At 61.7% G+C, this 23,372-nt stretch carries 22 protein-coding genes; 11 read left to right on the top strand and 11 right to left on the bottom strand.

Annotation, left to right across the window (positions count from 1 at the left end; translation table 11 throughout):
- Window positions 1–124: 124 nt before the first annotated feature.
- Window positions 125–1,222 carry an ABC transporter ATP-binding protein gene (locus EH165_RS13295; RefSeq protein ID WP_124799879.1) on the bottom strand — a complete coding sequence of 366 codons (1,098 nt, stop codon included), beginning with the start codon at window positions 1,220–1,222 and terminating at the stop codon, window positions 125–127.
- Between the two features lie 173 nt (window positions 1,223–1,395).
- On the opposite strand from EH165_RS13295, the gene EH165_RS13290 reads away from it, so the two are divergent.
- Complete coding sequence (locus EH165_RS13290) at window positions 1,396–2,472, top strand: LacI family DNA-binding transcriptional regulator (protein WP_124799878.1); 1,077 nt, start codon at window positions 1,396–1,398, stop codon at window positions 2,470–2,472.
- A gap of 105 nt (window positions 2,473–2,577) precedes the next feature.
- Here the strand turns inward: EH165_RS13290 and EH165_RS13285 are convergent, their stop codons facing one another.
- Window positions 2,578–4,812 carry a heavy metal translocating P-type ATPase gene (locus EH165_RS13285; RefSeq protein WP_124799877.1) on the bottom strand — a complete coding sequence of 745 codons (2,235 nt, stop codon included), beginning with the start codon at window positions 4,810–4,812 and terminating at the stop codon, window positions 2,578–2,580.
- Window positions 4,813–4,873: 61 nt separating this feature from the next.
- The gene (locus tag EH165_RS13280) at window positions 4,874–5,197 is read right to left on the bottom strand and encodes a DUF1490 family protein (RefSeq protein ID WP_206425961.1); all 324 of its coding nucleotides are present in this window, start codon (window positions 5,195–5,197) and stop codon (window positions 4,874–4,876) included.
- A 217-nt stretch (window positions 5,198–5,414) separates the two neighbouring features.
- Here EH165_RS13280 and EH165_RS16580 point away from each other — a divergent pair, with 217 nt between their 5' ends.
- The 6 genes from EH165_RS16580 (at window position 5,415) to EH165_RS13255 (ending at window position 12,975) form a co-directional block, all read left to right on the top strand.
- A complete protein-coding gene (locus EH165_RS16580) occupies window positions 5,415–5,543 on the top strand; it encodes a hypothetical protein (protein ID WP_277870503.1) in 129 nt (42 codons plus the stop codon).
- 144 nt (window positions 5,544–5,687) lie between these two features.
- Complete coding sequence (locus EH165_RS13275; protein WP_124799875.1) at window positions 5,688–6,524, top strand: hypothetical protein; 837 nt, start codon at window positions 5,688–5,690, stop codon at window positions 6,522–6,524.
- A gap of 2 nt (window positions 6,525–6,526) precedes the next feature.
- The gene (locus tag EH165_RS13270) at window positions 6,527–8,080 is read left to right on the top strand and encodes a CocE/NonD family hydrolase (protein WP_124799874.1); all 1,554 of its coding nucleotides are present in this window, start codon (window positions 6,527–6,529) and stop codon (window positions 8,078–8,080) included.
- The gene (locus tag EH165_RS13265) at window positions 8,077–9,474 is read left to right on the top strand and encodes a YcaO-like family protein (RefSeq protein WP_124799873.1); all 1,398 of its coding nucleotides are present in this window, start codon (window positions 8,077–8,079) and stop codon (window positions 9,472–9,474) included. Before EH165_RS13270 ends, EH165_RS13265 begins: the two co-directional genes overlap by 4 nt.
- A gap of 10 nt (window positions 9,475–9,484) precedes the next feature.
- Window positions 9,485–11,215 carry an ABC transporter ATP-binding protein/permease gene (locus EH165_RS13260; RefSeq protein ID WP_124799872.1) on the top strand — a complete coding sequence of 577 codons (1,731 nt, stop codon included), beginning with the start codon at window positions 9,485–9,487 and terminating at the stop codon, window positions 11,213–11,215.
- The gene (locus EH165_RS13255) at window positions 11,215–12,975 is read left to right on the top strand and encodes an ABC transporter ATP-binding protein (RefSeq protein WP_124799871.1); all 1,761 of its coding nucleotides are present in this window, start codon (window positions 11,215–11,217) and stop codon (window positions 12,973–12,975) included. Before EH165_RS13260 ends, EH165_RS13255 begins: the two co-directional genes overlap by 1 nt.
- On the opposite strand, the gene EH165_RS13250 is transcribed toward EH165_RS13255, so the two are convergent.
- The 6 genes from EH165_RS13250 to EH165_RS13225 form a co-directional block, all read right to left on the bottom strand.
- Window positions 12,972–13,853 carry an ABC transporter ATP-binding protein gene (locus tag EH165_RS13250; protein WP_124799870.1) on the bottom strand — a complete coding sequence of 294 codons (882 nt, stop codon included), beginning with the start codon at window positions 13,851–13,853 and terminating at the stop codon, window positions 12,972–12,974. The two genes, EH165_RS13255 and EH165_RS13250, sit on opposite strands and share 4 nt — an antisense overlap.
- On the bottom strand, window positions 13,850–14,887 hold the full coding sequence (locus EH165_RS13245) for a FecCD family ABC transporter permease (RefSeq protein WP_124799869.1): 1,038 nt from the start codon (window positions 14,885–14,887) through the stop codon (window positions 13,850–13,852). Before EH165_RS13245 ends, EH165_RS13250 begins: the two co-directional genes overlap by 4 nt.
- Window positions 14,884–15,942, bottom strand: a complete 1,059-nt coding sequence (locus tag EH165_RS13240; protein ID WP_124799868.1) for a FecCD family ABC transporter permease — start codon at window positions 15,940–15,942, stop codon at window positions 14,884–14,886. The genes EH165_RS13245 and EH165_RS13240 overlap by 4 nt, the downstream gene beginning before the upstream one ends.
- A gap of 36 nt (window positions 15,943–15,978) precedes the next feature.
- Window positions 15,979–17,157 (bottom strand): ABC transporter substrate-binding protein, encoded by a 1,179-nt coding sequence (locus tag EH165_RS13235; protein ID WP_124799867.1) that lies wholly within the window; start codon window positions 17,155–17,157, stop codon window positions 15,979–15,981.
- An 82-nt stretch (window positions 17,158–17,239) separates the two neighbouring features.
- On the bottom strand, window positions 17,240–17,404 hold the full coding sequence (gene rpmF, locus EH165_RS13230; protein WP_124799866.1) for a 50S ribosomal protein L32: 165 nt from the start codon (window positions 17,402–17,404) through the stop codon (window positions 17,240–17,242).
- A complete protein-coding gene (locus tag EH165_RS13225; RefSeq protein WP_124799865.1) occupies window positions 17,404–17,661 on the bottom strand; it encodes a type B 50S ribosomal protein L31 in 258 nt (85 codons plus the stop codon). Before EH165_RS13225 ends, rpmF begins: the two co-directional genes overlap by 1 nt.
- Before the next feature lie 121 nt (window positions 17,662–17,782).
- On the opposite strand from EH165_RS13225, the gene rpmG reads away from it, so the two are divergent.
- Genes rpmG through rpmB form a run of 4 tightly spaced genes read left to right on the top strand, consistent with a single transcriptional unit; the run spans window position 17,783 to window position 19,465 of the window.
- Complete coding sequence (gene rpmG, locus EH165_RS13220; RefSeq protein ID WP_124799864.1) at window positions 17,783–17,947, top strand: 50S ribosomal protein L33; 165 nt, start codon at window positions 17,783–17,785, stop codon at window positions 17,945–17,947.
- A 1-nt stretch (window position 17,948) separates the two neighbouring features.
- A complete protein-coding gene (locus tag EH165_RS13215) occupies window positions 17,949–19,034 on the top strand; it encodes a GTP-binding protein (protein ID WP_124799863.1) in 1,086 nt (361 codons plus the stop codon).
- A 30-nt stretch (window positions 19,035–19,064) separates the two neighbouring features.
- Window positions 19,065–19,187, top strand: coding sequence for a type B 50S ribosomal protein L36 (gene ykgO / locus EH165_RS13210; RefSeq protein ID WP_124799862.1), 123 nt, complete (start codon window positions 19,065–19,067; stop codon window positions 19,185–19,187).
- 41 nt (window positions 19,188–19,228) lie between these two features.
- Complete coding sequence (gene rpmB, locus EH165_RS13205) at window positions 19,229–19,465, top strand: 50S ribosomal protein L28 (RefSeq protein WP_124799861.1); 237 nt, start codon at window positions 19,229–19,231, stop codon at window positions 19,463–19,465.
- 1,011 nt (window positions 19,466–20,476) lie between these two features.
- Here rpmB and EH165_RS13195 read toward each other — a convergent pair.
- Together EH165_RS13195 and EH165_RS13190 are read right to left on the bottom strand one after the other, a co-directional pair.
- Window positions 20,477–22,720, bottom strand: coding sequence for a bifunctional alpha,alpha-trehalose-phosphate synthase (UDP-forming)/trehalose-phosphatase (locus EH165_RS13195; RefSeq protein WP_124799859.1), 2,244 nt, complete (start codon window positions 22,718–22,720; stop codon window positions 20,477–20,479).
- 30 nt (window positions 22,721–22,750) lie between these two features.
- Window positions 22,751–23,323 carry a peptide deformylase gene (locus tag EH165_RS13190; RefSeq protein ID WP_124799858.1) on the bottom strand — a complete coding sequence of 191 codons (573 nt, stop codon included), beginning with the start codon at window positions 23,321–23,323 and terminating at the stop codon, window positions 22,751–22,753.
- Between the last annotated feature and the right edge of the window lie 49 nt (window positions 23,324–23,372).

Genomic DNA, 23,372 nt, shown 5'->3' with positions numbered 1-23,372 from the left:
GGAACGGTTCCCATTCAAGATAACAGATTCGGCACCGATGACGACGCATGCGAGTGCGAAAAAGGGCTGGCAGGAGCTATGAAAAGCACCCCTGACCAGCCCTTATCGCTATTTCAAAGAACTATTAGAATCCCTTTGCCAAACCGAGGCGGACACCCGATTCCGGGTGGAACAAGTGGATGTGCTCCGGGTTGGTAACAGTGGCATGAATCGTGGAGCCAGCGTTCACCGATACGCGCGCCTCGGTGCGGGCAACGATGCGGCCGCCGTTGGCATCGTGGCCGTGGACGAACGACTCCGCGCCGAGCTCCTCCACCACGTCAACGACGATCGAAAGGCCCTCCGACGACAACGTCAGATTCTCCGGACGTACACCGAAGGTGACTTCCTTCAGGCCCAGGCCGTGGACCTCGTCGAGCAGCTCGCGCGGTACCGCGACCGTCGACTCGCCCATGGTGATGCCGTCAGCCGTGACGGGCAGTGTCGTGAGGTTCATCGACGGCGAGCCGATGAAGGCAGCAACGAAAGCGTTGACCGGGCGGTCGTAGAGCATCCGCGGTGCATCGCATTGCTGCAGCACCCCACCAGGGGCAAGGACGGCGACGCGGTGGCCCATGGTCATGGCCTCCACCTGATCGTGGGTGACATAGACGGTGGTGGTGCCAAGACGCGCCTGCAGGGCGGCAATGTTGGCGCGGGTTTCAACGCGAAGCTTGGCGTCAAGGTTTGACAGCGGCTCGTCCATCAGGAAGACGGAGGGCTCACGAACGATGGCGCGACCCATGGCCACGCGCTGGCGCTGGCCACCGGAGAGGGCTTTGGGCTTGCGATCCAAGTAGCGTTCCAAGTCCAGCAGACCGGCGGCTTCCTTGACCTTGGCTGCGATCTCGACCTTCGGGACGCCGCGCAGCTTGAGCGCGAAGCCCATGTTGTCGGCGACCGTCATGTGGGGGTACAGCGCGTAGGACTGGAAAACCATCGCGATATCGCGGTTCTTCGGGGGGACGTTGGTGACGTCGCGGCCGCCAATGAAGATTTTGCCTTCGTTGATGTCCTCAAGGCCGGCGAGCATGCGCAGCGCGGTGGACTTGCCGGAACCGGACGGGCCGACCAAAGCGATGAACTCGCCGTCGGCGATATCCAGGTCGAGCTTGTCGACGGCTCGGACCGGCGGAGTGCCCGGGTAAATGCGGGAGGCTGCGGCGTACTGAACGGTTGCCATGTGGTGCCTTTCGAAAGATGGGAGAACGTTTTCCAACAGTGCTGTAGGTCACTGTAGCCATTGACGGGTGCCAAACGAAAGGCCCGCGCCCACATTCGTGGAAAACGATTTCCAGCAGGGCAAGGGTGCCCTGCTGTACCGATACCGAAGCCGCGCCGGTTACGTTAATTCCCATGGAACGGATCTCACGAAGGCGCCCGCCGGCAACACTGGCCTCGCTTGCTGCCGAACTGGGAATCTCCCGGACCACGGTCTCCAACGCTTACAATCGGCCGGATCAGCTCTCCCCGCAGCTGCGCACGAGGGTGATGGACGCTGCTCGCGCGCTGGGCTACCCCGGCCCGGACCCTGTCGCCCGTTCGCTCCGGACCCGCAAGGCCGGCGCCGTAGGGTTGCTCCTGGCCGAGAAGCTTTCGTACGCGTTCCGCGACCCTGCGCTCGTCTCCTTCCTAGAAGGGCTGACCAGCGAATGCGACAGAGCTAAAACCGGTCTGCTGCTAATCCCCGCCAACCCCGATGCGGAAGACGTGGGTGCTGTCGCGGGAGCCGCGGTCGACGGCTTCGTTGCCTACGCCATGCCCGATGACGACCCCCACCTCGAAGCGGTACTGGTCCGGCCCGTACCCGCCGTGATCTGCGACCAGCCATTGGCCGATGGCGTCGATCTCGTGAGCGTCGACGACAGGGCGGCGATGCGCGAGATCGCTGACCACCTCACGGCTTTGGGCCACAGGCGGATCGGGGTGGTGAGTATGAGATTGGGTCGTAAACACCGGGATGGGCCGGTGGACATCGCGCGGCAACAGCGCGCGCACTACCACGTACAGCGCAACAGGTTGGCGGGATTGCAAGACGGTTTCGAGGCCGCGGGCGTGGCCTGGGACCGAATTCCGGTGGTGGAAAGGTTCGAGAACTCCATCGAGGCGGGGGCGTCGGGTGCGGCTGAGATCCTGGCCCTGGACCCGGGTATCACCGCCGTGGTGGCGACCTCCGACATTCTCGCCTTCGGTGTGATGGAGGAACTTGCCAGGCGCCACCAGCGGGTGCCCGAAGATGTCGCCGTCACCGGATTTGACGGTATTAAAGAGGCGCTAACGCGCGGTCTCACTACCGTCAGTCAACCGTTCACCGAGAAGGGCCGCAGGGCGGGGCAGCTTCTGCTGGAGCCAAACCATCGGGCTGAACCACGCCGGGTGTCGTTGGAAACGGAGTTCCTGACGGGCAGCACGACGGCCAAGCCTCGGACCTGAGCAGGGAACACGTTTCGGTTGTGCGCCTTCGTGGGGCGCGACGGGCCGGGTGGTCGCGGTTTTGGGTCGCGCTTCCGGCCGAGTGGTCACTCAGCCCCGGGATGTTCACCAAATCCGGGGCTGAGCGACCACTCTGCGGGGGTTTTGCGGATCTGGCGGCGCGACGGGCATCGGGGCGATGCGGTATCGAGTAAGCCGTGAGCTGTTTCCCACTACAGCAACCGACGAAGCGTTGTGCATGATCGCCGCCATGACGGGGGAGAGTGCGCCACCGGTGCTGACAGCCAATCCAATGGCATTGACGGCGATGGACATTCCGTAATTCTGCCCAATTACCGCGATGGCGTGCTTGCCGAGATCTCGAAGATCGAGCAGTTTGCGGAGATCATCGCCCGCGAGCGCGACATCGGCTGTCTCTACCGCCACATCGGTTCCAGAGATTCCCATGGCTATTCCGATGTCGGCTAGAGCAAGCGCGGGCGCGTCATTGGTGCCATCACCGACCATCGCCACCGTATAGCCCTGAGCTTGCAACTCCCGCACGATGTCTTGTTTATCTTCGGGCAGAACTTCAGATCGCCATTCGTCAATGCCCAGCTCGGCGGCTACCTTCGCGGCGGTGTCTTGGTGGTCACCGGTCAACATAATGAGCCGCTTCACACCGTCGGCTCGCAGGGCGTCGAGCACCTCGCGGGCTTCGGGTCGGACCGCGTCACGCAGGCTCACCAAACCGACCAATTTCCCATCAACGGCGAGAAGCAGCGGAGTCTCGGCCGCCTTCTGCAGGCGGCGCACCCAGTTGCGGGCCGGTTGCGAAACTCTTACCTTCTCGCTTTTGAGCAGCGCCAAATTGCCCAGCAACAAGGTTCGACCATCGGCTTGGGTGCGCATGCCCAGACCCAGTAATACCTCGCACTCTTCGTGGCTTGGGATGGTTATTCGTCGCTCTTCCGTGGATCGAATGACGGCCTGCGCCAACGGGTGTCGCGAGTGAATCTCTGAGCTGGCGACGTAGGCGAGTACTTGCTCCGGTTCCCACTCTGGTGAGAAGGAGATGACCTCGGTGACGATCGGGCGGCCGATGGTCAAAGTTCCGGTCTTGTCGAAGATGATCGCGTCGACTCGGCCCGCTGCCTCCAGGTGGGATCCGCCCTTTATCAGGATCCCCCGTCGGGCGCCGTTGCCAATTGCCGCACTGATGGCGGTTGGGGTGGCCAGACCCACGGCGCAAGGACATGCCACGAGCAACATGGTCATGGCTCGTCGGACATCTCGGGTGATCAGCAGGGTTAAAGCTGCCACCCCAAAGGAAATGGGGACAAACCGGCGAGAGAAGTTCTCTCCAATGGTCTGAATTGGTGCTCGGTCCGTTTGCGCCTCTTCTACCCTGGCAATGATCCGACCGATAGCGGTGTCACGGCCGACCGCCGCCGTTTTCACGACGACACGACCCCGCAGAAGCACGCTGCCAGCGTGCACTGTGGCGCCGACAGTCACTGACACCGGCATGTTTTCGCCGGTGATCGCCGATTGATCCAGAATCCCTTCACCGCTCACGATCATTCCGTCGACGGGGAGCGCGATGTGCTCGTGGATTACCACCTCGTCGCCGACGCGCAGGTCGTCGATATCGACGCGTTGTTCAATGCCATCCGGCAAGCGCAGCCAGGTGGTGGTTTCAGCGCCGGAGAGCAAGTCGGTAATGGCCCGTCGAGTACGTCGCAGGGTCAGATCCTGCAGATACTCACCGATGTTGAGCAACCAAAGAACGGTCAGTGCAACGACGTTTTCGCGAAGCAGGAGCGACGCCAAGGTGGCAGCGGAAACGAGAGCGTCGGTACCGGCGGTGCGCTTGCCGCGAAGTGTGGCGACCGCACCCTTGAGAAATGGGTATCCGGTGAACAGCGTGACCCCGGACGCGACCAGCCGACTTGTGGGACCGAGTACGGGCGGCCGCCGAAACGCGTACCGTCGAAGGCCCAAGACCGCTAATGCCGTGCCGCCCACCATCATTCGGACCAGATCTCGGTTGCGGACTTCTGCCGAGTAGGGGGCACGCGTGGCCAGGCTGCTGGGCGCGACAGTTCCGCCAGCGAGTATGGCGGAGACGAATCGCTCCCGGTCCGATCCTCGCTGGGGGTGCGGGTCGAACCAGATAACCACCGAAGCTGATCTGGGGTAAGCGTGCACCGCGCGCACTCCGTGCAGGTCCTTGATCGCATCTTCGACCGCGACGGCTCTGGACACCGACCCGCGTAGCAATGGCGCAAAATATCGGATCCGACCGGCCGCATCAGACAGGACTGTGATGCCGGTTTCGGGGAGCGTGGGCAAGCTCATGATGCGATGGCACTCATTTCTCGGGAGAGCTTATTGCGCTAGGTCACGGGAAGGGACGGCGTCAGTGCTGGTGATCGTTTCCGGTGTGCACACCCGGAGCTTTGACTTCTCCGCCCACTCGTTGTTTGGCCTCGGCCATAACATCCGCAGCTGCCAGCCGCACGTTTTCGGCGCCCGCTTCAGCCACTCTCGCACTCCGAAGGCCGAGTTCGGCAACTCCTACGGCCGCCTTCTTGACCACGTTACGTCCGCCGGAGCCCTTCACAGCGTTGACAATTGCCACCCCGACTACTCCAGTGATCGCCGCATGAGCGGCCTGACGAGCAAGAATTCCAATAAACATTGCGTTGCCTTCCTTACGTTGTTTCGGTCGTGGGCGAACCATCTGCCTGTCTATTCACCCTACGACCTTCCGAGCTGCGACAAGTCCGCATCGAACGACCGTGCCGCAACGGTGACGCCTGCCGCACCCTCGATGAATTGCGTCATGTGAGCGCGCAGCAGGCAAGAGTGACGGTCAATATTTCGGCCCAGGAGTCGCGCACATCACTTCTATATGATACTCATTATCATTAAACCAAGAGCGGAAGGAGGTGATTGATATGGAGAAGCTTGACATCAGAGGAGTTTTCGAGTCGATGGACGCGATGGACTTCAATGCGACTTCCACGGCGCACCCGACTTGTTCAAATGCGTTAGTGGAAGATCTGTTCGCCGAGGAGGGCGAGTAGGCCGCGGTGGTTGCTGCGGCGAAAGTGGATGACGGGCGATCTCGGCCGGATCACTTCCGGGATCGCCCGTCATCGGCGCGCAGGTGCAGTCCTAAACCAGATTGAGAAAATTTGTCCCTTTACGCACGCAATCAGGAAGTTGCCATGAAGTACGAGTCGAGTGAGCCGCAGCTGCTGCTGACCCCCGGGCACGCGCTCTTTCTGACCGGTGGACAGCCGACCATTCGATTGCCCCATGGTGAGCTGATCGCAGTGAATCTTGGCACGCTGGGATTGAATACCCAGGACTATCACTCGACATCAGCGGCTGGCAGCGACACAGTTGTACTTGAGAAGTTATTGCGCATGCCTGCCTTCGGGCAAGCCATGGCGCAACGCGGTTTCGCCGGTTACAAATCCGGTACGAGTTGGTCTGCTCAACGCCGTCGGATTGGGCTGGGCGGATCGGGTCAGATCGCCGACGGCCTGGCTGCTCTGCTGAAACGTGCAGGCTGCGAACTTGTCCGGGTGGTAGACCCAAAAGAAGCCCAAGCCCTCGATGTGTCCGCTCTGTGTTGGTGCTCTGACGACGTTGCTCCTCAGCTCTGGCTCGACCAGGAGCATCTCCTGATCGGGGCTGGCATTGCGTGGCTCCGGGTCTCTGTGGAGGGAGCGCTTGCCTATCTCGAACCTCTGGCTTTTGGTCCGCTCGCAGTTGATCATCGGGCGGTTCGATCGCGCAGGCTGGCGGCTTCGGCTCACCCAGATGCGCAGCTATCCCTGTGGCACGGCGACGGCATCAGTGAGCCTTACTTGATGTCGGCCGCTGCGGGCGGCCTGGTGGCCGATCTGCTGTTCAACGACCTTCGGGACTGGGCGACTTCCAGACCAGGAGAAACAGTGGAAGCGTCGCAACGGTTGCGAGTCGTGGATCTGCGCGAACTCATTAGCCAGGATCACCCGATTCTGGTGATCCCACCCGCCCAACGTCGGGATCGTTAACAATGACGGCCCCCGCTGCCATTCGCCTGATGGGCGATTTCCGAATTTCCACGCAGTTGCACACCCAGGTGGTGCTGCCGGCCGGCGCCGGACCGCATCCGGTGCTGTTGGTCCGGACGCCTTACTCCACCAGTTCGCACATGGCCGAGGCGTTTTCCTGGGCCGCGAAGGGTGTGGGGTCGGTGATTCAAGATGTTCGCGGCCGATATGAGTCCGGCGGGCGTTGGCAGCCCTATGTTAACGAGGGGCTCGATGGTTGCGATACCTTGGCGTGGATCAAGCAGCAGCCTTGGAGTGATGGACGCGTCATTGCCTACGGCAGCTCTTATGGTGCCCATTGCGCTGTGGAACTGGCCCGGTTGGCTGGCGACCATCTATGGGGTGTCGTGGTGACAGTTCCGGCGCTTTCGCTAGCGCACACAATTCGCGAGCCTTCCGGCGTGCCAAGGCTTTTCGCGCATGCTTGGTGGTGGAGCAGTCAAGGGGATCAGTCGACCACCCGTGGCCCGATACTAGATGCCTTGCTCCGCCACCGACCGGATGTGCTGCGTCATCTGCCGGTAGCGGAGCTCCCTGAGAGCCTGGGCGTAGACCTACCCGGCTTCGCGGACGCTTGGGAGACGAGTCGCGACGGGTGGACAGCACCTGGAATGACGTCGTCGGGCCGGGTGAATACCAGGGTCTCAGTGCCACCGTTGATCGTGCTGGCGGGACTTTACGATGTCTATTGCGATGATGCGGTGGAACTGTGGCGGCAATGGCCGAATGAGTCGGCGCGGTTGTTGATCAACACCTGGCAACATGATCTCGGCCTGAAACACCGCGATCGCAATGGGGCCCGGCCTCGGCAGCGGGCGCATCAGATTCCCGCAGTGGCAGCGCTTCTCGGATGGGTGATGCGAGTTCTCGATGGCGAAGCTCCTGCGGGCAGGGTGGGGTTATCGGCCGTGGAATCCTGCCAACAATGGCGTTCTGTTCCGCCGACAGAGCAAGGGCAAACCCACCTGGAGCTTTCGGTGCATCGTTCGGATTTCGTTGCCGATCCCTCCGACCCCCATCCCAGCGCAATGGGACCGGCTGAGGTTGGCGACCTCATGGCGCGTTCGGATTGCGCGCTGCTGACAACAGACCCATTTTTGGAGGATCTGGACTTGATCGGAACGCTCACTGTCGAACTGGGACAAGTCCACGCGGCACTACCCGACGGCGTCCAGTTGGATTGGGCGATTCGAGTCATCGAATGCCGCAGCAACGGCAAATCGGTGCAGTTGGGGCACGGCATCATCCGCACCGCTGACCGAACGAATCTGCGGATATCGATTCCCAGGGTGAGCCAACGCGTCAGATTCGGTAGCCACCTCGCCGTCCAGGTGAGTGGGCACCAATTTCCGCTGTATCCGCGAGACGGGCAGCGGGGCGAGGATGCGCTTCGCGTCAGCGAACTGCACCCGTTAACCAGATCGGTAGAAGCGCCGGCTCACATTCGTGTCTGCATAGCTACTGGCACAGCCTCGGACCTGACCGTTGACGAGCTGATAGGCGAACTACTGAAATGACTATGCACGCAGGTATCGGCGCCATCGATCGGCCGGCCAGCCAAAAGTTGCGCCCAGTGGAAGATTTGGTCGATCCGATCTGCGGGGTCGTAAAACGGATCAGTGATTTCCCTGCGATGACGGGGCTACCCCGAAACTTCGTCAGTTGTGTCGCATCTGTTTCTGATACCCGCCAGTTTGCCGTCTGGTTAGCAGACCGGATTTCTGCTGGGACTTCCTTCGGTGATCGTCGCGCCGCATGGATGGCAGCGTTGGGTGAAGGTGTCGAAAGATACTGCGGCAACAACATTCCGCTTGATCTGGAGCGGGGGACCGCTGCCGCATTGCGGGCCGCTGGACATCACGTGGTGGGTGCCGGACAGCTAGCCAGCTTCTCGGTGGAACAACATCAACAGCCAGGGTTTGCCTACCAGCGATTCACCGACACTATGGAGGTGCTCTGGGCGCGCGGGTTCAGCCCCGAGCGGGAGCCGGTTCTGGTCCCCGGTTCGTGGGTGTACCTGAACTGGCACCAGGGTTCTCGCCGAAATGAGCCGCGCACCAACCATTTGAATTACGCGGGGATCGCCACCGGCGCGGGACTGGCAGATGCTGCGGAGCGGGCGCTCGCCGAATGCATCGAACGTGACGCCGTAGTCGCCTGGTGGCTGCTTGGGTTACCGGCAATATCGGTGGACCCGTTCAGCATTGAAGGTTTCCGCGACGATTGGGCCGGCTGTCCATTCCAGGTAACGCTGGTGAGCCTCCCGTCGGAGTTCGGACTGCCCGTGCTGGGCGCTTTGATTTTTGACAACGACGCCAAGATCCCGGCCGCCGGATTCTCCAGCCACCCTGATCCGCAGCATGCAGGCCGGAAGGCTATCCAGGAGGCGTTGCAGGTGTGGATCGCTACCTCGGGGCTGACAGCAGCCGATGGCGCCAGCTTCCAGGCCGTCGCCGCTGGAGCATTCTCGCCGAAGTCGTACTTGCCCTATCGGGCTGACCGACGCTATCTCGACGATGTCGGCGAGAACTTCTGCAATATCAAAGATCTCGCGGCCCAAACGCAGCTGTGGCTAGATGACCGGTTACACCCGATGTTGGAAAGGTTCAGGGGTGACGGTCGGCGTCCGGTCGATATCGCTAGCCTCCCCCCGGGCGACACCCAGGAATTTCAGGAAGCGCTCCACCGCGACAACTTTCATCCGGTGACGATCGATCTCACCACGGCGGATGTGGCTCAGACCCCGCTAGCTGTGGCGCGGGTGATTGTTCCCGGCCTCCTGCCCAACGCGCCAGCTGCCTATCCGTACCTCGGAACACAACGATTGACGGAGATAGCGCTGTCGCACGGCCGCTCTGGATTTAGACCCAAGCTGGCCAATGTCACATTGACTCCACCGCCGCACAATTGAGGATCTCACCATGATGATTCACCGACGCCTTCTCGAACTAGCCGGGCGGGTGTGGTGGCCGATGACCGTTTGTGTCTTGATGGGTTTGATCGTGTCCGGCACCTATATCGCTCAAGCGCTTTTGGTCGCACAAGCGCTCACCGAGCTCTTCGAGGGCAGCGCAGACGGCGCGATCCGCTACCTGTCGTTCGCCCTGATTTTCATCGTCCTTCGAACCGGCGTGATCTGGGTCCGCGAGGTCGTGACAACGTGGGCCGGCGGTTTAATCCGGGCCCGCTTACGGGATCGACTCGTGGCCGCCCTGGCCGACCTTGGCCCGGCCTACCTGAGCCACGCCAGAGCCGGAGCTGCGCAGGCAACATTGACTGACGGGGTCGACGGACTTGATCCTTATTACAGCCGCTACCTGCCACAGGTTGTTGTCACCGTGCTGGTCCCGACCGCGTTGGTCGCCTGGATGTTCACCCTGAACACCACTATCGCCTGGGTGCTGTTGATCTGCATTGTCCTGGTGTTGACGGTGCCCAGATTGCAGGATCTGAAATTGATGGCCACGGGCAAACAACGCTGGCAGGCCTACACCGATCTCTCAGCCGACTACCTGGAGGCAATGCAAGGGATTACGACACTGAGGTCGTTCGGTGCCGCCGAAAGACGCAGGGACACACTCGAAGAACGCTCGCACACGCTGTACCAAGACACCATGGCAGAGTTGAAACTTTCGCTCACAGAGAGCGGAATGACGGCGCTGCTAGTGCAGACGGGCACTTCGGCGGCCGTAGTGCTGGCCGCAGTTGCGGTAGGCAGGGGCGAAGGTGGGGCGTCATTGATGTTCCTGGTTCTGCTGATCGCTTTCGAGTGCTTCAGGCCGGTGCGAGATCTTGGGAAAGCGTGGCACGCAGGGTATCTCGGAATCACTGCGGTAGACGGGATTACCGCGTTACTCAGTGCGAAGCCGACCGTGGCTGACTCTGGGACCAGTCTGGCTCCGTGGAAGGCGGGAACCCCGCCGACCATCACCTTTGAAGACGTCCAGTTCAGCTATCCGGGAGCGCGAACCCCAGCATTGCAGCGGCTGGACCTCACCATCAGAGCCGGGCGAACCACCGCGATCGTCGGGCGCTCCGGCGCAGGTAAATCGACCCTCGTGTCGTTGCTCGGTCGCACACATGACCCGGACGTCGGCTCAATCCTGTTTGACGGAATGGACATCCGAGAACTTCGAATCGAGGAACTGCGGGCGAGTCTGGCCGTGGTGAATCAACACACTTACCTATTCAACATTTCTGTCCGAGAGAATCTGCGTCTCGGCGCGGTGGATGCTTCCGAGCAGCAGGTTGAACATGCATGCCGGATGGCGCAAGCCGATGAGTTTATTCGTGAGTTACCACAAGGGTATGAAACGGTTTTGGACGAGGGTGGCAAGTCGCTGTCCGGTGGGCAGCGCCAGCGTTTGGCACTAGCCCGGGCGATACTTCGGAATGCACCGGTGCTGATTCTGGACGAGGCGACATCGCATGTTGATACCGCTGGCGAATTCGAAATCGTCCAAGCGCTCAAAGGTGTTCGGGAAGGCCGAACCTGCTTGATGATCGCGCACCGACTCAGCACTATCGCAGAGGCCGACGACATCGTGGTGCTTGACGATGGCTGCATCGTGCAACAGGGCGCTGCGGTGGATCTCCGCGGACGGCCTGGCCCTCTTGTAGATTTGCTGAACTCTCAGGAAGTGCGGGTCTGATGGCCGGGGACTGGCAAGCGGTGCGGCGGCTGTGGCCAGCGGTCAGTGAGTATCGAGGCAAGTTCGTCGGAGCTTTGGTGGCCAACCTGCTGGCCCAAGTAGGCACGGTGGTTGCAGCGGTAAGCGGTGCCTGGCTCGCCGGCCAGGCCGTCAGTGTGCCGAACTTCGAAGTCTTCTCCGGGCACGCGTTGCTGCTGGTGTGGGTGATCGGGTTCTGCGTGCTGGTGGTCGCCGGGTGCACCTACTGGGAGATGTATGTCGCCCACGACTTGGCCTATGTCGTGCTGGCCTCGCTCCGAGTGCGGCTCTTTGATCGGCTTCGCCAAACCCTTCCCAGCCGGACGGCCAGCCGGAGAAGCGGCGACCTATCTAGCACCGCCGTCCAAGATATTGAAAGTTTGGAGTGGATTTACGCCCACGTTTTTGCGCAGATCTTTGTTGCGGGCGTGATTGTCACCGGCGGTCTCACCGGGGTAGCGTTGATTGACCCTGAAGTGCTGTGGGTTGCAATTCCGGCTGCCTTGGCCCTGATGAGCGTCCCTTGGTGGTTGCGCCGGATAGCAGACCGTCAGGGTCATGCGTTGCGGGCCGGTTCCGCGGCACTGACCTCAGAAATCGTCGACACGATCCAAGGATTACCAGAATTAGCCGCGGCCGGAGCGTTGCCGAGGCGCCGAAAGGCGCTATTCGCCCAGACTCGCGATCTGAATGCGGTAGGGATGTCGGGAGTTCGCCGGAGCGCTGCTGAAGGATCGTTGACCGAGCTCTTGGTTTCTGGGGCTGCGGTGTTGTCGTTGTTGGTTTTGATGCTCGGAGTACGAGACGGGCGGGTGGACGCCGCAGCAGCCCCTGTCGTACTGGCCTTGGTGGGCGCCGTGCTGGCGCCGGCCGCTGGGGTGGCGGTGACACTGCGGGATATGGGAGTGCTGCGCGCGTCGGCGACCCGAATTTTTGCGCTGATGGACGCCCCGGACTCGGCGCCGCAAGACCCCAAGCCGCAGCCATTGGGCAAGTTTGCGGGCGCGGTGCCAATGGTGGAGTTTGTCGGTGTCGAGTTTGGCTATCGGCAGGCAGACCCGGTGTTGACCGGAGTGAGCTTCAGCGTGCACCAAGGTGAGGTGGTGGCACTGGTTGGCCATTCTGGCGCAGGGAAAAGCACCGCAATGAGTTTATTGCAGCGGTTCTGGGACCCGGACAATGGGCAGATCCTCCTCAACGGAACCGATATTCGGTACCTTGCCGACAACGATCTGCGCGCCGCGGTGAGCGCTGTGCCTCAGGATGTCGATCTATTCGCCGACTCGCTCGCGGGCAATGTTCGTCTTGGGAGACCTGAGGCAACGGATGCCCAAGTCCTTGCGGTGGTCCAGACCGCCCAGTTGGGCGGCTTCGTAACAGCCAGAGACCACAGCCTAGAAATGATGGTCGGGGAGCGTGGCGTCACTCTGTCCGGGGGGCAGCGCGCCAGAGTTGCCATTGCCCGCGCCTTATTGGTGGAGCCCTCGGTGCTCATCCTGGACGAAGCGGTGGCCAACTTGGACACCACAAGTGAGCTGGAGTTAGCCCAGGCCATGCAGGTGGGCAAAAGTGGCCGAGCCACCCTGATCATCGCCCACCGCAGATCCACCATAGCCAGGGCAGACAGGGTTATCGTCCTTGGCGGTGGGAAGGTTCTGGAGCAGGGCAGCTTTGATGAGTTAATGCACGGCGAATCGGCACTGCGTTCGCTCCTCAATGCTGATGAGGTGAGTCCGAGCTAATCGCGTTCGACGCCAGGGGAAACCGGCTCATCGAGAAAGCAATGCAGCCGATCGGTGGCCTTGTCCCGTTCGACTCGCCCCCGAACCCCGAAGACCTCGGCCAGCAGTTGTGAGGTCAGGACGTCCTCCGGCCGCCCGTCGGCGGAGACTTGCCCTTCGGTCAGCGCTACGATCCGATCCGCAAATCGGGCAGCCTGATCAAGATCGTGAATCACCATCACCACGGTGAGTCCATGACTGCGCTGCAGATCCCTGATCAATGAGAGCATCTCGAGTTGATGCCGGATATCTAGGTGGGCCGTGGGCTCGTCTAGGAGAAGGACCCGGCCTTTTTGTGCCAGCGCTAGCGCCAGCCTGGCCCGTTGCCGTTCACCGCCGGATAAGGAATCCAGCGCGCGATGGGCGAAGGCAGTCATGCCGACCGCCGCAATTGCTTGCGCCGTAGCGCCCCCACTGGGCCGGCCAAGCATGGCCAAGGCACCCCGATGCGGGTATTGCCCTTGATCCACTAGTTGCGTGACAGTGACCCCGGGCATCGGCGGCAGCACCTGATGCATGGTAGCGATCCTTCGGGCGATGGAGCGCCTGGACATGTCGGCCAACCGCGCTGGTTGTTCGTCAGGCAGATCCAACGTCACCTCGCCGCGATGTGCCTTCATCAAACCGGAGAGCGCCTGCAGGAGGCTACTTTTTCCACATCCATTAATGCCGACCAAGGCAAGAAACTCACCCTCGCGTACCTGCACGCTCACATTCTTGAGCACCCAGCGGACATCGTCATCCGGCAGTGCGTACTTAGCCGGCAAGTAATTGAGCCAGAGGCCCTGCGCCGAGAGCACGCAGCGCCCGGTGTGGTGTGGTCGCGTTGTCGCCGTCATTGCTTATCAAGCTTTCTGGCCGCCCACACCAGGGCGCCCGCGCCGATCAGCGCGGCTACCGCCCCGGCAGGAAGTCCGGCCCGTTGGGATATGTCGGAGGCGGCGATAATGCCGGTACCGAATTGGGCGAGCGCATCGCAGGCGCACAGCAAGATCGACCCGACCAGCGCCGCAGCGGGCACCGCCCACCGCGATTGGCCGCCGACGAGTGCTCGGACGATATGTGGCACGCCCAGACCGATAAAGCTAATGGCGCCTGCCAAGGCCGCGGAACCGGCGATTAACGCCACCGCGGCAAAAAGCAGCAGTCCGCGGGCGGCCAGCAGGGCAACGCCGAGGCCGGCAGCATGGGAGTCGCCACCTGCGATGATAGGTAGGACACCGCTGAAGAGCGCAACTACCAGTATCCATGCCAGTATCCAGGGCGCGGCGTACCGGAGGTTCTCCCAGGTTCGGCCGTCCACCGACCCGACGAGCCACCGGAGCACATTGCCGAACTGGGAAGAGTTCAACGACAGGAACAACACCGTCACCCCGCCGGTTACGGCGGCTGTAAGCACGCCCACCAGGATCAACTGGTGCGAGCCGAGCCGATTGGTCAAGAGATAGCTGATAGCCCCCCCCAGCAGGCCGCCGATCAGAGCTGCTGAAAGCAGGCCCATCGCCGAATCCAGCCTGACCAGGGAAAAGCTAATAGCGACTATCACTCCGAGAACTGCTGCTGGGTTGACGCCGGTGAGTTCGGGGGAGGCCAGTGGATTACGCAGCACAGCCTGCAGGATCAACCCCGCAACACCAAGCCCGGCGCCGCTCAAGGCCGCGGTCGCCACTCGTGGAAGGCGCACCAGGCGCAGGATCTGACCTTCCACCGAGCTGGAATCGGACAGAGCAGGAATAAATCGAGGAACAGAAAAGCCGCGGCCCAACATGAGGTCGGCCATCGCGGCCAAGAACGCCAGCAGGACCAGCACCGCCACGGTGCGCCCATGGCGGGTCTCCCCCGAGCCGAGTAAAGACTTCTTGGCGAGTTTCATCTTCCGGGGCCGTCGATCGCAGGAGTAACAGCTTGTTGCTTGTCTGCGCTGGTGCGACCTGCACTGCTGTGACGTGCATTGCGGCGTCGGCGGCCCAGCAGGACTGCGCCCACGCTCACTCCAATGATTGCTGTCCAACCGCCCACGGGGGTTTCCAGTGGAGTAAAGACAGTGCGCGCAGCGAGATCTGCGGTGGTGGTGAAGACAGCGCCAGCAAGCGCGCTCATCGGAATCCAGACCTTCGCGCTGGCGAGCGGGAACAACCGACGGGCCAGATGTGGCGCCAGAAAGCCGACCCAAGCAATGGGACCGCAGACCGATACTGGAATGGCTACCAGCAACGCTGCCAGAAACAGAATTAACAGTCTCGTTCTAGACACCTTGATCCCTAGGCTGGCCGCCACCTCCTCGCCGAGCCGGAGCACGCCCAGAGCAGGGACCGCCAAAACGGTGAGGGGGATCAAGCAGAGCAGCCAGATCAGGCTCGGGCTGACCTGCGGCCAGGTCAATCCGGCGAGGCTGCCGCTGAGATAGCGCAACAAGGTTTGGATCTGCAGCTGTTCGCCCATCGCTACGACCGCCACCACCAAAGCGCCGAGTGCGGCCGAGACCGCAGAACCACCCAGCAATACGGCGGTCGGGGTGGTCATTCGGCGAGCAATGCTCAGCGTGAGTATGCCTCCGCTCAGCGCGCCGATGAGGCTCAGTACTGGCAACCACGCTGTGGGTACCGGGATTCCCAGCACGACGATGGTCGCGACCACCAGAGCCGCACCCGGGGCCACACCGAGTAGTTCTGGCACGGCCAGCGGGTTACGCAACGATTCCTGGAGCAGTAAACCTGCAACTGCGAAGGCGGCGCCAGCCGCGGCGCCGAGTAAGAGGCGAGGCAGGCGGAGCTCGAAAAGAACCACGTATTCCAAGGAATCGGGTTGGCCCAGAACGGAAAATAGGCTGGTAGGGGCGAGCATTGGATTACCGATGCAGAGGGCGGCAACCGACACGGCCATTAACGCGATGGCCATGCCGATCACCGCCCAACGGCGATAAGTCATGTGTACTTATTTCGAGTGCAGTTCGCCGATCGACCGTTAGGAGGCTGCAGCCACTGCCTCGTCGAGGACGAGGCTCAACGCTCGTGGTCCGCGACCCGCGGTCCACAGTGCGGTGTCGACCTCGATCACCTTGCCCGACTGCACAGCAGCAATTCGGGACCAGACCGGGTTATCAGCCAGCTCTTGCGAATATTTGGGAGCTGCTGCATCAGCGGTGAACGACTGGATGAAGATAATGTCTGGGTTCACCGCAAGGATTTCTTCAGTGCTGTATGCCTGTGCAGTGTCCCAGCCGCCACCCTTATTAGGCCATGGGTATTCGAAGATCTCTGACATCAGTCCGCCGAGCAGGTCGTCAGAGGTATTAACGCCGGTGCCGCCGCCGCTTGCGTACATCGTCAACGCTTTCATTTTCTTCAGGCCGCCAGCGCTGCTAGCCTCTCGCGCTTTCGCAAGGCTAGCGTTGAAGGAGTTTTCGGCGATCACTTGTTCGTCTGCTTTATCCAAAAGTGCGCCAAACGAGCGAAGGTAGGAAATCGAGTCCTCGTAGCTGGTGACGTCCAATAAAAGCAGCGGAGCGAATTGCACCACCGACGGGCTCATTTGGTCGTGCGCCCCGGCCAAGCCCACCACGAGATCTGGCGTCAAAGCAGCGATGGACTCGACATCCTCGCCGCCGAAGCTTCCGGTAATGGAAGTGATCGAAGCGCTCTCAGCACCAAGGTATTCCGGCAATGCCAGAAGTCCTGGAGTACTGGTTCCCACCGGAACCAAGCCTAGTTCAAACAGCACGTCGTCACAGAGCCCGGTGAGGCAGACGATTCGCTCGGGGATCTTGTCGAAGGTGATTTCTGTGCCGTCGGCGTTGGTGATTGAAAGCACCGGGGTGACGGGGGTGGCGCTGCCACCTTCCATGCCAGGAGCGCTAGCGGAAACCTCTTCCGAACTCATGGCAGCCGAGGTTTCGGCGGCGCTTGAACTCATGCTTTCGGCGGCTGCTGAAGATGAGGTGGACGCCGGAGCACTACTCGTTTCTGAGGTAACAGCAACTGAACTGCTGGATGCGGCGGTGGGTGTTTCCGTTGCGGTCCCGCAGCCAGCCACAGCGAGTCCGATGATGGCCATCGAGGCCCACAGGACCTTCGGCGCCTTGTGTCGTGACCGGCTTGATGACCGGCGCCCTGAGGTAGCGGCGTAGAAGTGCGGGGAAATCATGATGTTCTCCAAGCTAGTAGGGGGTTTGTTGCGAAACCGGATGGTGATCAGACCCGCTCGCGGACTCGTGGAGGGCTCGACCTCAGAGTTCTTCTGGGTGCCGATGGAAGAAAGTAATCAGCCTTCGCGGAATCAAAACTTGCTTTCCAGAAATGGTGACCGGCACCAAGTCCGCAGCCGTCGTCTTCCACTGGGATCGGCGAGAGTGGGTGCGAGAGCGGGACTTCCGCCGCTTCGGGACGGCCATTAGATGGCTCGCTTTCGTTGGCCGTACCGGCGATTGAACTTCTCCACCTGGCCCGCTGTATCGACGATTCTGGCCGTTCCTGTCCAGAACGGGTGGGAGGCACTGGTGACATCCACAGTGATGAGTGGGTAGGTGTTGCCGTTTGTCCACACGACCTGCTTATCGCTGTCAGCCGTGGATTTGGTGAGGAATTGTTCGCCGGTCGTGGCGTCGCGGAAGACCACAGGTCTGTACGCGGGGTGGATGCCGGGTTTCATGAGTGCTGCTCCTGAGAGTGGTGAGGTTGGGATAGTCGAGTGCTACTGTAACAGTAACGAGAACGAGTATCGTTAACAATAGACGGTTCGGATCGAACGAACCCATCAGAAGGGAAATGTGTTGGCAAGGAACGAGATTCGGCCAATCGTGAAATTAAAGTCCACAGCCGGAACGGGCTACACCTACGTGACCCGCAAGAATCGTCGCAACGATCCGGACCGCCTGGTTCTGCGAAAGTTCGACCCGAAGATCCGGCGCCACGTCGAGTTCAAAGAGGAGCGCTGACATGGCAGATGCCGGCTTAATGCCGCTGATCGTTGTCTCAACCATCGATCAGGTGTTGCGCGACTCCGCAGTTTTCGCCGCCATGAGCGGGTCGTCAGGCACTGTGGTGCTCCGGCAGGATCTTGATCCCGATTCGGGTGAACTGCACCGGGTGGTTAGCGATGAGACGGGTGTTGTCCAGCGGTCAAGCCAGATGTTGGATCACACGTGCATGGGGTGTGCCGTTCGCGAGGACATGTTGCCAGCAATTGCCGACCTCGTTGAGCAGAACAGATGGAAACGAATTATTCTGCTCTCCCCGCTGACCGCGGAATCTACGCCGGTGACCCGGCCGCTAGCGGACGTGCGAACTGCGCGGGAGCTGGGCATCTCGCTGAGAGCGGCGATCACGGTGGTTGATTCGGCGCAGCTGATCCCCGACCTGATGGGTGATGACCTGTTGATCGAGCGCGCCTTATCGATTGGCCGCGATGACAATCGCAGTGTCGGAGAAGCGCTGGCCGCACAGATCGGACAAGCCGACCTCACGCTCACCGTTGGCGACGACGCAGCAGGTCTCACCATGGTTCAGCACCTCCGCGGACACAAGAGCGGGCAGCAAGACCTTTTCGAGATCGATGCCCACGCGCTATTTGCCAACCGCCACCGCCGAACTAACGCCGAGGCAAGGCTGGACCCCCGTTGCGTGCAGCCGCCCACGGCGGGCGATGCCCATGGCGTCTGGTCCCTAAATTTGAAGTCCAGCAAACCTTTCCACCCGGGCAGGTTCTTCGAGATGATCGAGAAATTGGGTGCTGGGCGTATCCGCAGCCGTGGCCGTTTTTATCTGGCCAGTCGTCCGGTCACTGTAGGAATGTGGGATGGCGCGGGCGGCCAGGTGAGTGTCGGCGACGCTGGCTCATGGGAGGGCACTCGTCCATCAACCCAACTGATCTTCACCGGCATCGATGATGACCGGATGCGGATCCGGTCTACTTTCGATCGAATCGTGATGACCGAGGCGGAACTCGCCAAAGGACGCCAGCACTGGATTCAACAGGGAGACGAATTGGACGACTGGCTGGGCGAGGCCGAATCAGTTGCTTAACACCCACTCATCACCGAAGGAGCAAAACTAATGAAAGTACGAGCATCGCTGCGGGCGCTGAAACTCAAAGAGGGATCGATCGTTGTGCGCAGGCACGGCAAGACGTTCGTCATCAATAAGAAGAATCCGAAATGGAAAGCCCGGCAGGGCTGAAGCCTGACCCGACATAGAAACAATTACGACGAAGGACAACAATGTCTGCTCACTGCCAGGTAACTGGACGATCGCCAAGTTTCGGCAAAAACGTGTCGCACAGCCACGTTCGCGCCTCCCGACGCTGGAACCCCAATATCCAACGGAGGCGCTTTTATGTCCCCAGTTTGGGCCGGGTGGTGCGTCTGCAGGTCAGCGCCAAAGGATTGGGTGTGATCGACCGGCTAGGCATCGATGCGGTCGTAGCTCAGATCCTTGCGAGAGGCGACAAGCTTTAAGCCGCTTCTGTGGCCCGGCGGATTTTCGGCCGAGTGGTCGCTGAGCCCCGTCTTCGGTCGGTTTTCCGGGGCTGAGCGACCACTCGGCGGGGTTAATGGACGATTCCTGGGGGAAGCAGGTGGGACACCTGTAGTCCTCATCTGAGGAAATAGTAGATTTTCTTGAGCGGCCTCAAGAGCTGTTGCCGGACCCGGCTGCGGGCCGCAGCACTCGGGCGCGGCTGGAGACCGGCTCCAGCGTGGAGGCGAAAATCCTGGCGCCGTCGTCAGCGTTGAATCCCCTGTCAGTGAGCTGATTTGCGACATGATTGGCTATTCCGGGTGGGGGCTGGGCGACGGTGAACCCACTGATCGAGGCCTTGAAGGATCCGGTTCTGGGCGTTCGTGGGTCGACTGCGGAGGCACTTGGTAAAACGTTTGGACACGGGAGGGCTCCAACCCGGTCGGTAAGGCGGGCCGCTTATACCGCGCTCGTGGGGATCCTTGAATCCGATGACGATCCCGCAGTTCGCAACACAGCCGCTTAAACTTTGGCATTTCTAGGCGGCGAGACTGTCCTGCCACTGTTGGCCAGACTGCGGTTCGATGACGAATCCAGCGTCCGCGGCCGAGCAATGTGGGGCTGGAAGTATCTGCGGAGGCCGTCGGAATTGCGTGCCCGGCTGCTTGGGAGAGCCGAATACGAAGAATATGCCGGTAGCTACTGGCTGATGGGGTTGTTCCGCTGCCAGCCGAGTGGCTGTGGGTTGGGGGCCTCTTCTCCGACATTTCCGGCCGAGTGGTCGCTCAGCCCCGTCCGCGGCCGGATTTCCGGGGCTCAGCGACCACTCGGCGGGGTAACCCGGCACGCGGACCCGGCAAGCGGACCCGGCACGCGGACCCGGCAAGCGGACCCGGCACGCGGACCCGGCACGCGGACCCGGCACGCGGACCCGGCACGCGGACCCGGCAAGCGGACCCGGCACGCGGACCCGGCACGCGGGCACGCCCGGCAAGGGCAGCGCAACCGACCTAGCCCGCCGAACCTGTCGCGAAGCCCGCCGCGAGGCGGTGGCTGGCCTGCTCGCGGACGATGTGCAGCACCGTCAGCAGATGAGCCACCGTCTCCGGGGAGTCGATCCGGGTGCGGGCGGTCGTGGTGCCCGGGCCGACCTTGACCCCCAAGTCGGATCCGCCCAACGTGGCGAAGGCGTGTTCGTCAGTGATGTCATCGCCAATAAAGATCACCGCAGTCGCCCGGAACCGGCGACGCAACGCATCTAGCGCTTGACCCTTATCGGCCCCGATTACCGTCAGCTCAATCACTTTCTTGCCTCGGAGCACGTGAACGCCAGGCCACGTGGCGGGGCCGAGTTCGATGTTGGCAGTGACCGCTTCCGCGTGGCGATCGTCGGAGCCGCGCAGGTGCACGGCGACGCCGGCCGGTTTCATCTCCAACCTGATGTCGGCAAACTCAGCCGTCAGCTCCTGTAGCTCCCGGCGCAGCTGGACCAGCCGTTGAGATGCGGCAGGCGTCAGGATCTCGCTTCCGCGAGTGCTACCAGCGGCAGCAACCCCTTCTGCGCCATGGCTTCCCACGAGGTGGAAGGCGCTCAGATCGCCGCCGAGCAACTCGGGAAGCACCGCCATCGCACGTCCGGAGATGATGGCAACTTCGGTTCCGGCGATGGCTGCGAGCGAGTGCAGAGCAACCATGGAATCGGGATTCGGCGCGGCCATTGCGGGGTCGTCAACGATCGGCGCCAAGGTGCCGTCGAAATCCACGGCGACCAGCAGCCGTGGAGTGTCTGCAATGGCCTCTACCGACAGGAGAACGTCGGCAGGCAGGTGCGCCGCGTTCTTCGCCAACACATTTCGGCTGCCCTCCAGCGCGGAAAGGTAGCGCTCAGCCCACCTGTCGACATCATGGGCCAGGACCTGGCGGCGCATCAGCCGCATTCGACGGCCCGCCTCAGAATCGCTCATTGTCAACGCTTCTCGTAAGGAATCTTTGACGCCGTCGGTGTCGTACGGGTTGACCATGAGCGCTGATTTGAGTTCGTGGGCTGCGCCAGTGAACTCGCTGAGGAGCAGCACGCCACCGCCGTCCACCCTCGACGCCACGTATTCCTTGGCGACCAGGTTCATTCCGTCACGCAGCGGCGTCACCGTCATGACGTCGGCGATGACGTAGAAAGCGGATAGCTCATCCCGCGGCAGGGACTGGTGCAGGTAGTGCACCACAGGGGAGCCGATGCGGCCGTAGTTGCCGTTGATGGCCCCGACTTGACGCTCGATCTCTTCGCGCATCCGGATATAGGAATCGAGTCGTTCCCTGCTGGGGGTGGCGATCTGCACCATCACCGCGCCGTCGACGCTGGGGTCGCGCGTTTCCAGCAGCTCTGCGAACGCGGCCAGCCGAACGTTGATGCCTTTGGTGTAATCCAAGCGGTCGACGCCGAGGATGATTTTGCGAGGATTGCCGAGCTCCGCGCGCAGCTTCTGGGCCTGCGCCACCACCACGGGACTTGCCGCGAGCCTCGAAAGCCCAGCGGAGTCAATGGAAATGGGAAAGGAGTCCACCTTGACGGTGCGGCCCTCATACCGCAGGTGGTGACCTTTGCCATCCGCGTCCAGCAGGGTGCGAGCTAGCCGCACAAAGTTCTTCGCGCCCCCCGGAAGCTGGAAACCGATGAGGTCTGCGCCCATCAGCCCCGCAACGATTTGCCTGCGCCATGGCAATCGGTTGAACAGCTCGCCAGGCGGAAACGGAATATGGAGGAAGAAGCCGATCTGCACATCGGGGCGCAGCTCGCGCAGCATCGCGGGCACCAGCTGCAGTTGGTAGTCGTGCACCCAGACGGTGGCGCCCGGCGCCGCAACCTGTGCCGCGGATTCGGCGAAGCGCTGATTGACAGCGACATACGTGTGCCACCAGGCCCTGTCGTAGTGGGATTCGGCTACGGCGTCGTGATACAGCGGCCACAGTGTTGCGTTGGAGAACCCCTCGTAGTAGTCCTTCACCTCCGCTGCAGTGAGCATGATCGGATACAGACTGAGGTTGTCGGCCTTCTGAGGTTCTAGTTCGAGGTCGGCCGCTCCGGTCCAACCGATCCATGCCCCTTCGCGGCGACTCAGGATAGGTTCGAGAGCGGTGACGAGACCGCCGGGGGATTGCTTGGCGGTTGTAGTCCCGTCGGCATGCATTTCAAAATCGAAAGGCAACCTGTTGGCCACCACCACCATGGCTGCCTGATCGTTTACTTCTGGGCTCATCACTTCCATCACCCTACGGACGCGGGATTTTCAGTGGCCGAACGGGTCTTCGTCCACTCCGGGCATCCAGGAGCTCCCCGGTTCGGTCCAACCGTTCTTTTTCACCATCTTTTTTGCGGCCCTGGCATGGCGGCCGACGAGTCGGTCTATGTAGAGGTATCCGTCTAGGTGATCACTCTCGTGCTGGAGGCAGCGCGCGAAATATCCAGTGCCCTCCACCTCGACGGGTGTGTTGTCCCAGTCGACGCCGACCACCTTCGCCCAACTGGCGCGCCCGGTGGGGAAATTCTCGCCCGGCACTGAAAGGCAGCCCTCCCAGTCGTCATCGGGGTCGGGCATGGTTTCCGGAATGGTGGTGGTCTCCAAGACCGGATTGATCACGTAGCCGCGGTGCCGCACGCCTTCGTCATCTGGGCAGTCGTAAATGAAGACGCGCCTGTTATCGCCAACTTGGTTGGCGGCAAGCCCTGCCCCATGGGCTGCGGTGTTGGTTTCGAAGAGGTCTTCCACGAACTGCTGGAGTTCGGCGTCGAAGACGGTGACAGGCGTGGTCGGCCGGTGTAAAACCGGTTCCCCACAGATAACGATGGGACGGATGCTCATGGGCAAATCTTAAAGGTTTGGCGAGAGCGGTCTCACGCAGGAAGGCGCC

Source organism: Nakamurella antarctica (assembly GCF_003860405.1).
Taxonomy (GTDB): domain Bacteria; phylum Actinomycetota; class Actinomycetes; order Mycobacteriales; family Nakamurellaceae; genus Nakamurella; species Nakamurella antarctica.
Note: the sequence above shows the minus strand (reverse complement) of the source record. Positions and strands in the feature narration are given on the sequence as shown.

Excerpts from the sequence above, each read along its gene's own strand:
- EH165_RS13235 (WP_124799867.1), bottom strand. The coding sequence starts at position 17,157 with ATGATTTCCCCGCACTTCTACGCCGCTACCTCAGGGCGCCGGTCATCA.
- EH165_RS13240 (WP_124799868.1), bottom strand. The coding sequence starts at position 15,942 with ATGACTTATCGCCGTTGGGCGGTGATCGGCATGGCCATCGCGTTAATG.
- EH165_RS13275 (WP_124799875.1), top strand. The coding sequence starts at position 5,688 with ATGAAGTACGAGTCGAGTGAGCCGCAGCTGCTGCTGACCCCCGGGCAC.
- EH165_RS13225 (WP_124799865.1), bottom strand. The coding sequence starts at position 17,661 with ATGAAACCCGGCATCCACCCCGCGTACAGACCTGTGGTCTTCCGCGAC.
- EH165_RS13260 (WP_124799872.1), top strand. The coding sequence starts at position 9,485 with ATGATGATTCACCGACGCCTTCTCGAACTAGCCGGGCGGGTGTGGTGG.
- rpmF (WP_124799866.1), bottom strand. The coding sequence starts at position 17,404 with ATGGCCGTCCCGAAGCGGCGGAAGTCCCGCTCTCGCACCCACTCTCGC.
- EH165_RS13280 (WP_206425961.1), bottom strand. The coding sequence starts at position 5,197 with ATGGTTCGCCCACGACCGAAACAACGTAAGGAAGGCAACGCAATGTTT.
- ykgO (WP_124799862.1), top strand. The coding sequence starts at position 19,065 with ATGAAAGTACGAGCATCGCTGCGGGCGCTGAAACTCAAAGAGGGATCG.
- EH165_RS13270 (WP_124799874.1), top strand. The coding sequence starts at position 6,527 with ATGACGGCCCCCGCTGCCATTCGCCTGATGGGCGATTTCCGAATTTCC.
- EH165_RS13265 (WP_124799873.1), top strand. The coding sequence starts at position 8,077 with ATGACTATGCACGCAGGTATCGGCGCCATCGATCGGCCGGCCAGCCAA.
- EH165_RS13190 (WP_124799858.1), bottom strand. The coding sequence starts at position 23,323 with ATGAGCATCCGTCCCATCGTTATCTGTGGGGAACCGGTTTTACACCGG.
- EH165_RS13295 (WP_124799879.1), bottom strand. The coding sequence starts at position 1,222 with ATGGCAACCGTTCAGTACGCCGCAGCCTCCCGCATTTACCCGGGCACT.
- EH165_RS13255 (WP_124799871.1), top strand. The coding sequence starts at position 11,215 with ATGGCCGGGGACTGGCAAGCGGTGCGGCGGCTGTGGCCAGCGGTCAGT.
- EH165_RS13285 (WP_124799877.1), bottom strand. The coding sequence starts at position 4,812 with ATGAGCTTGCCCACGCTCCCCGAAACCGGCATCACAGTCCTGTCTGAT.
- EH165_RS13215 (WP_124799863.1), top strand. The coding sequence starts at position 17,949 with ATGGCAGATGCCGGCTTAATGCCGCTGATCGTTGTCTCAACCATCGAT.
- EH165_RS13250 (WP_124799870.1), bottom strand. The coding sequence starts at position 13,853 with ATGACGGCGACAACGCGACCACACCACACCGGGCGCTGCGTGCTCTCG.
- EH165_RS13290 (WP_124799878.1), top strand. The coding sequence starts at position 1,396 with ATGGAACGGATCTCACGAAGGCGCCCGCCGGCAACACTGGCCTCGCTT.
- EH165_RS16580 (WP_277870503.1), top strand. The coding sequence starts at position 5,415 with ATGGAGAAGCTTGACATCAGAGGAGTTTTCGAGTCGATGGACGCGATG.
- rpmB (WP_124799861.1), top strand. The coding sequence starts at position 19,229 with ATGTCTGCTCACTGCCAGGTAACTGGACGATCGCCAAGTTTCGGCAAA.
- EH165_RS13245 (WP_124799869.1), bottom strand. The coding sequence starts at position 14,887 with ATGAAACTCGCCAAGAAGTCTTTACTCGGCTCGGGGGAGACCCGCCAT.
- EH165_RS13195 (WP_124799859.1), bottom strand. The coding sequence starts at position 22,720 with ATGAGCCCAGAAGTAAACGATCAGGCAGCCATGGTGGTGGTGGCCAAC.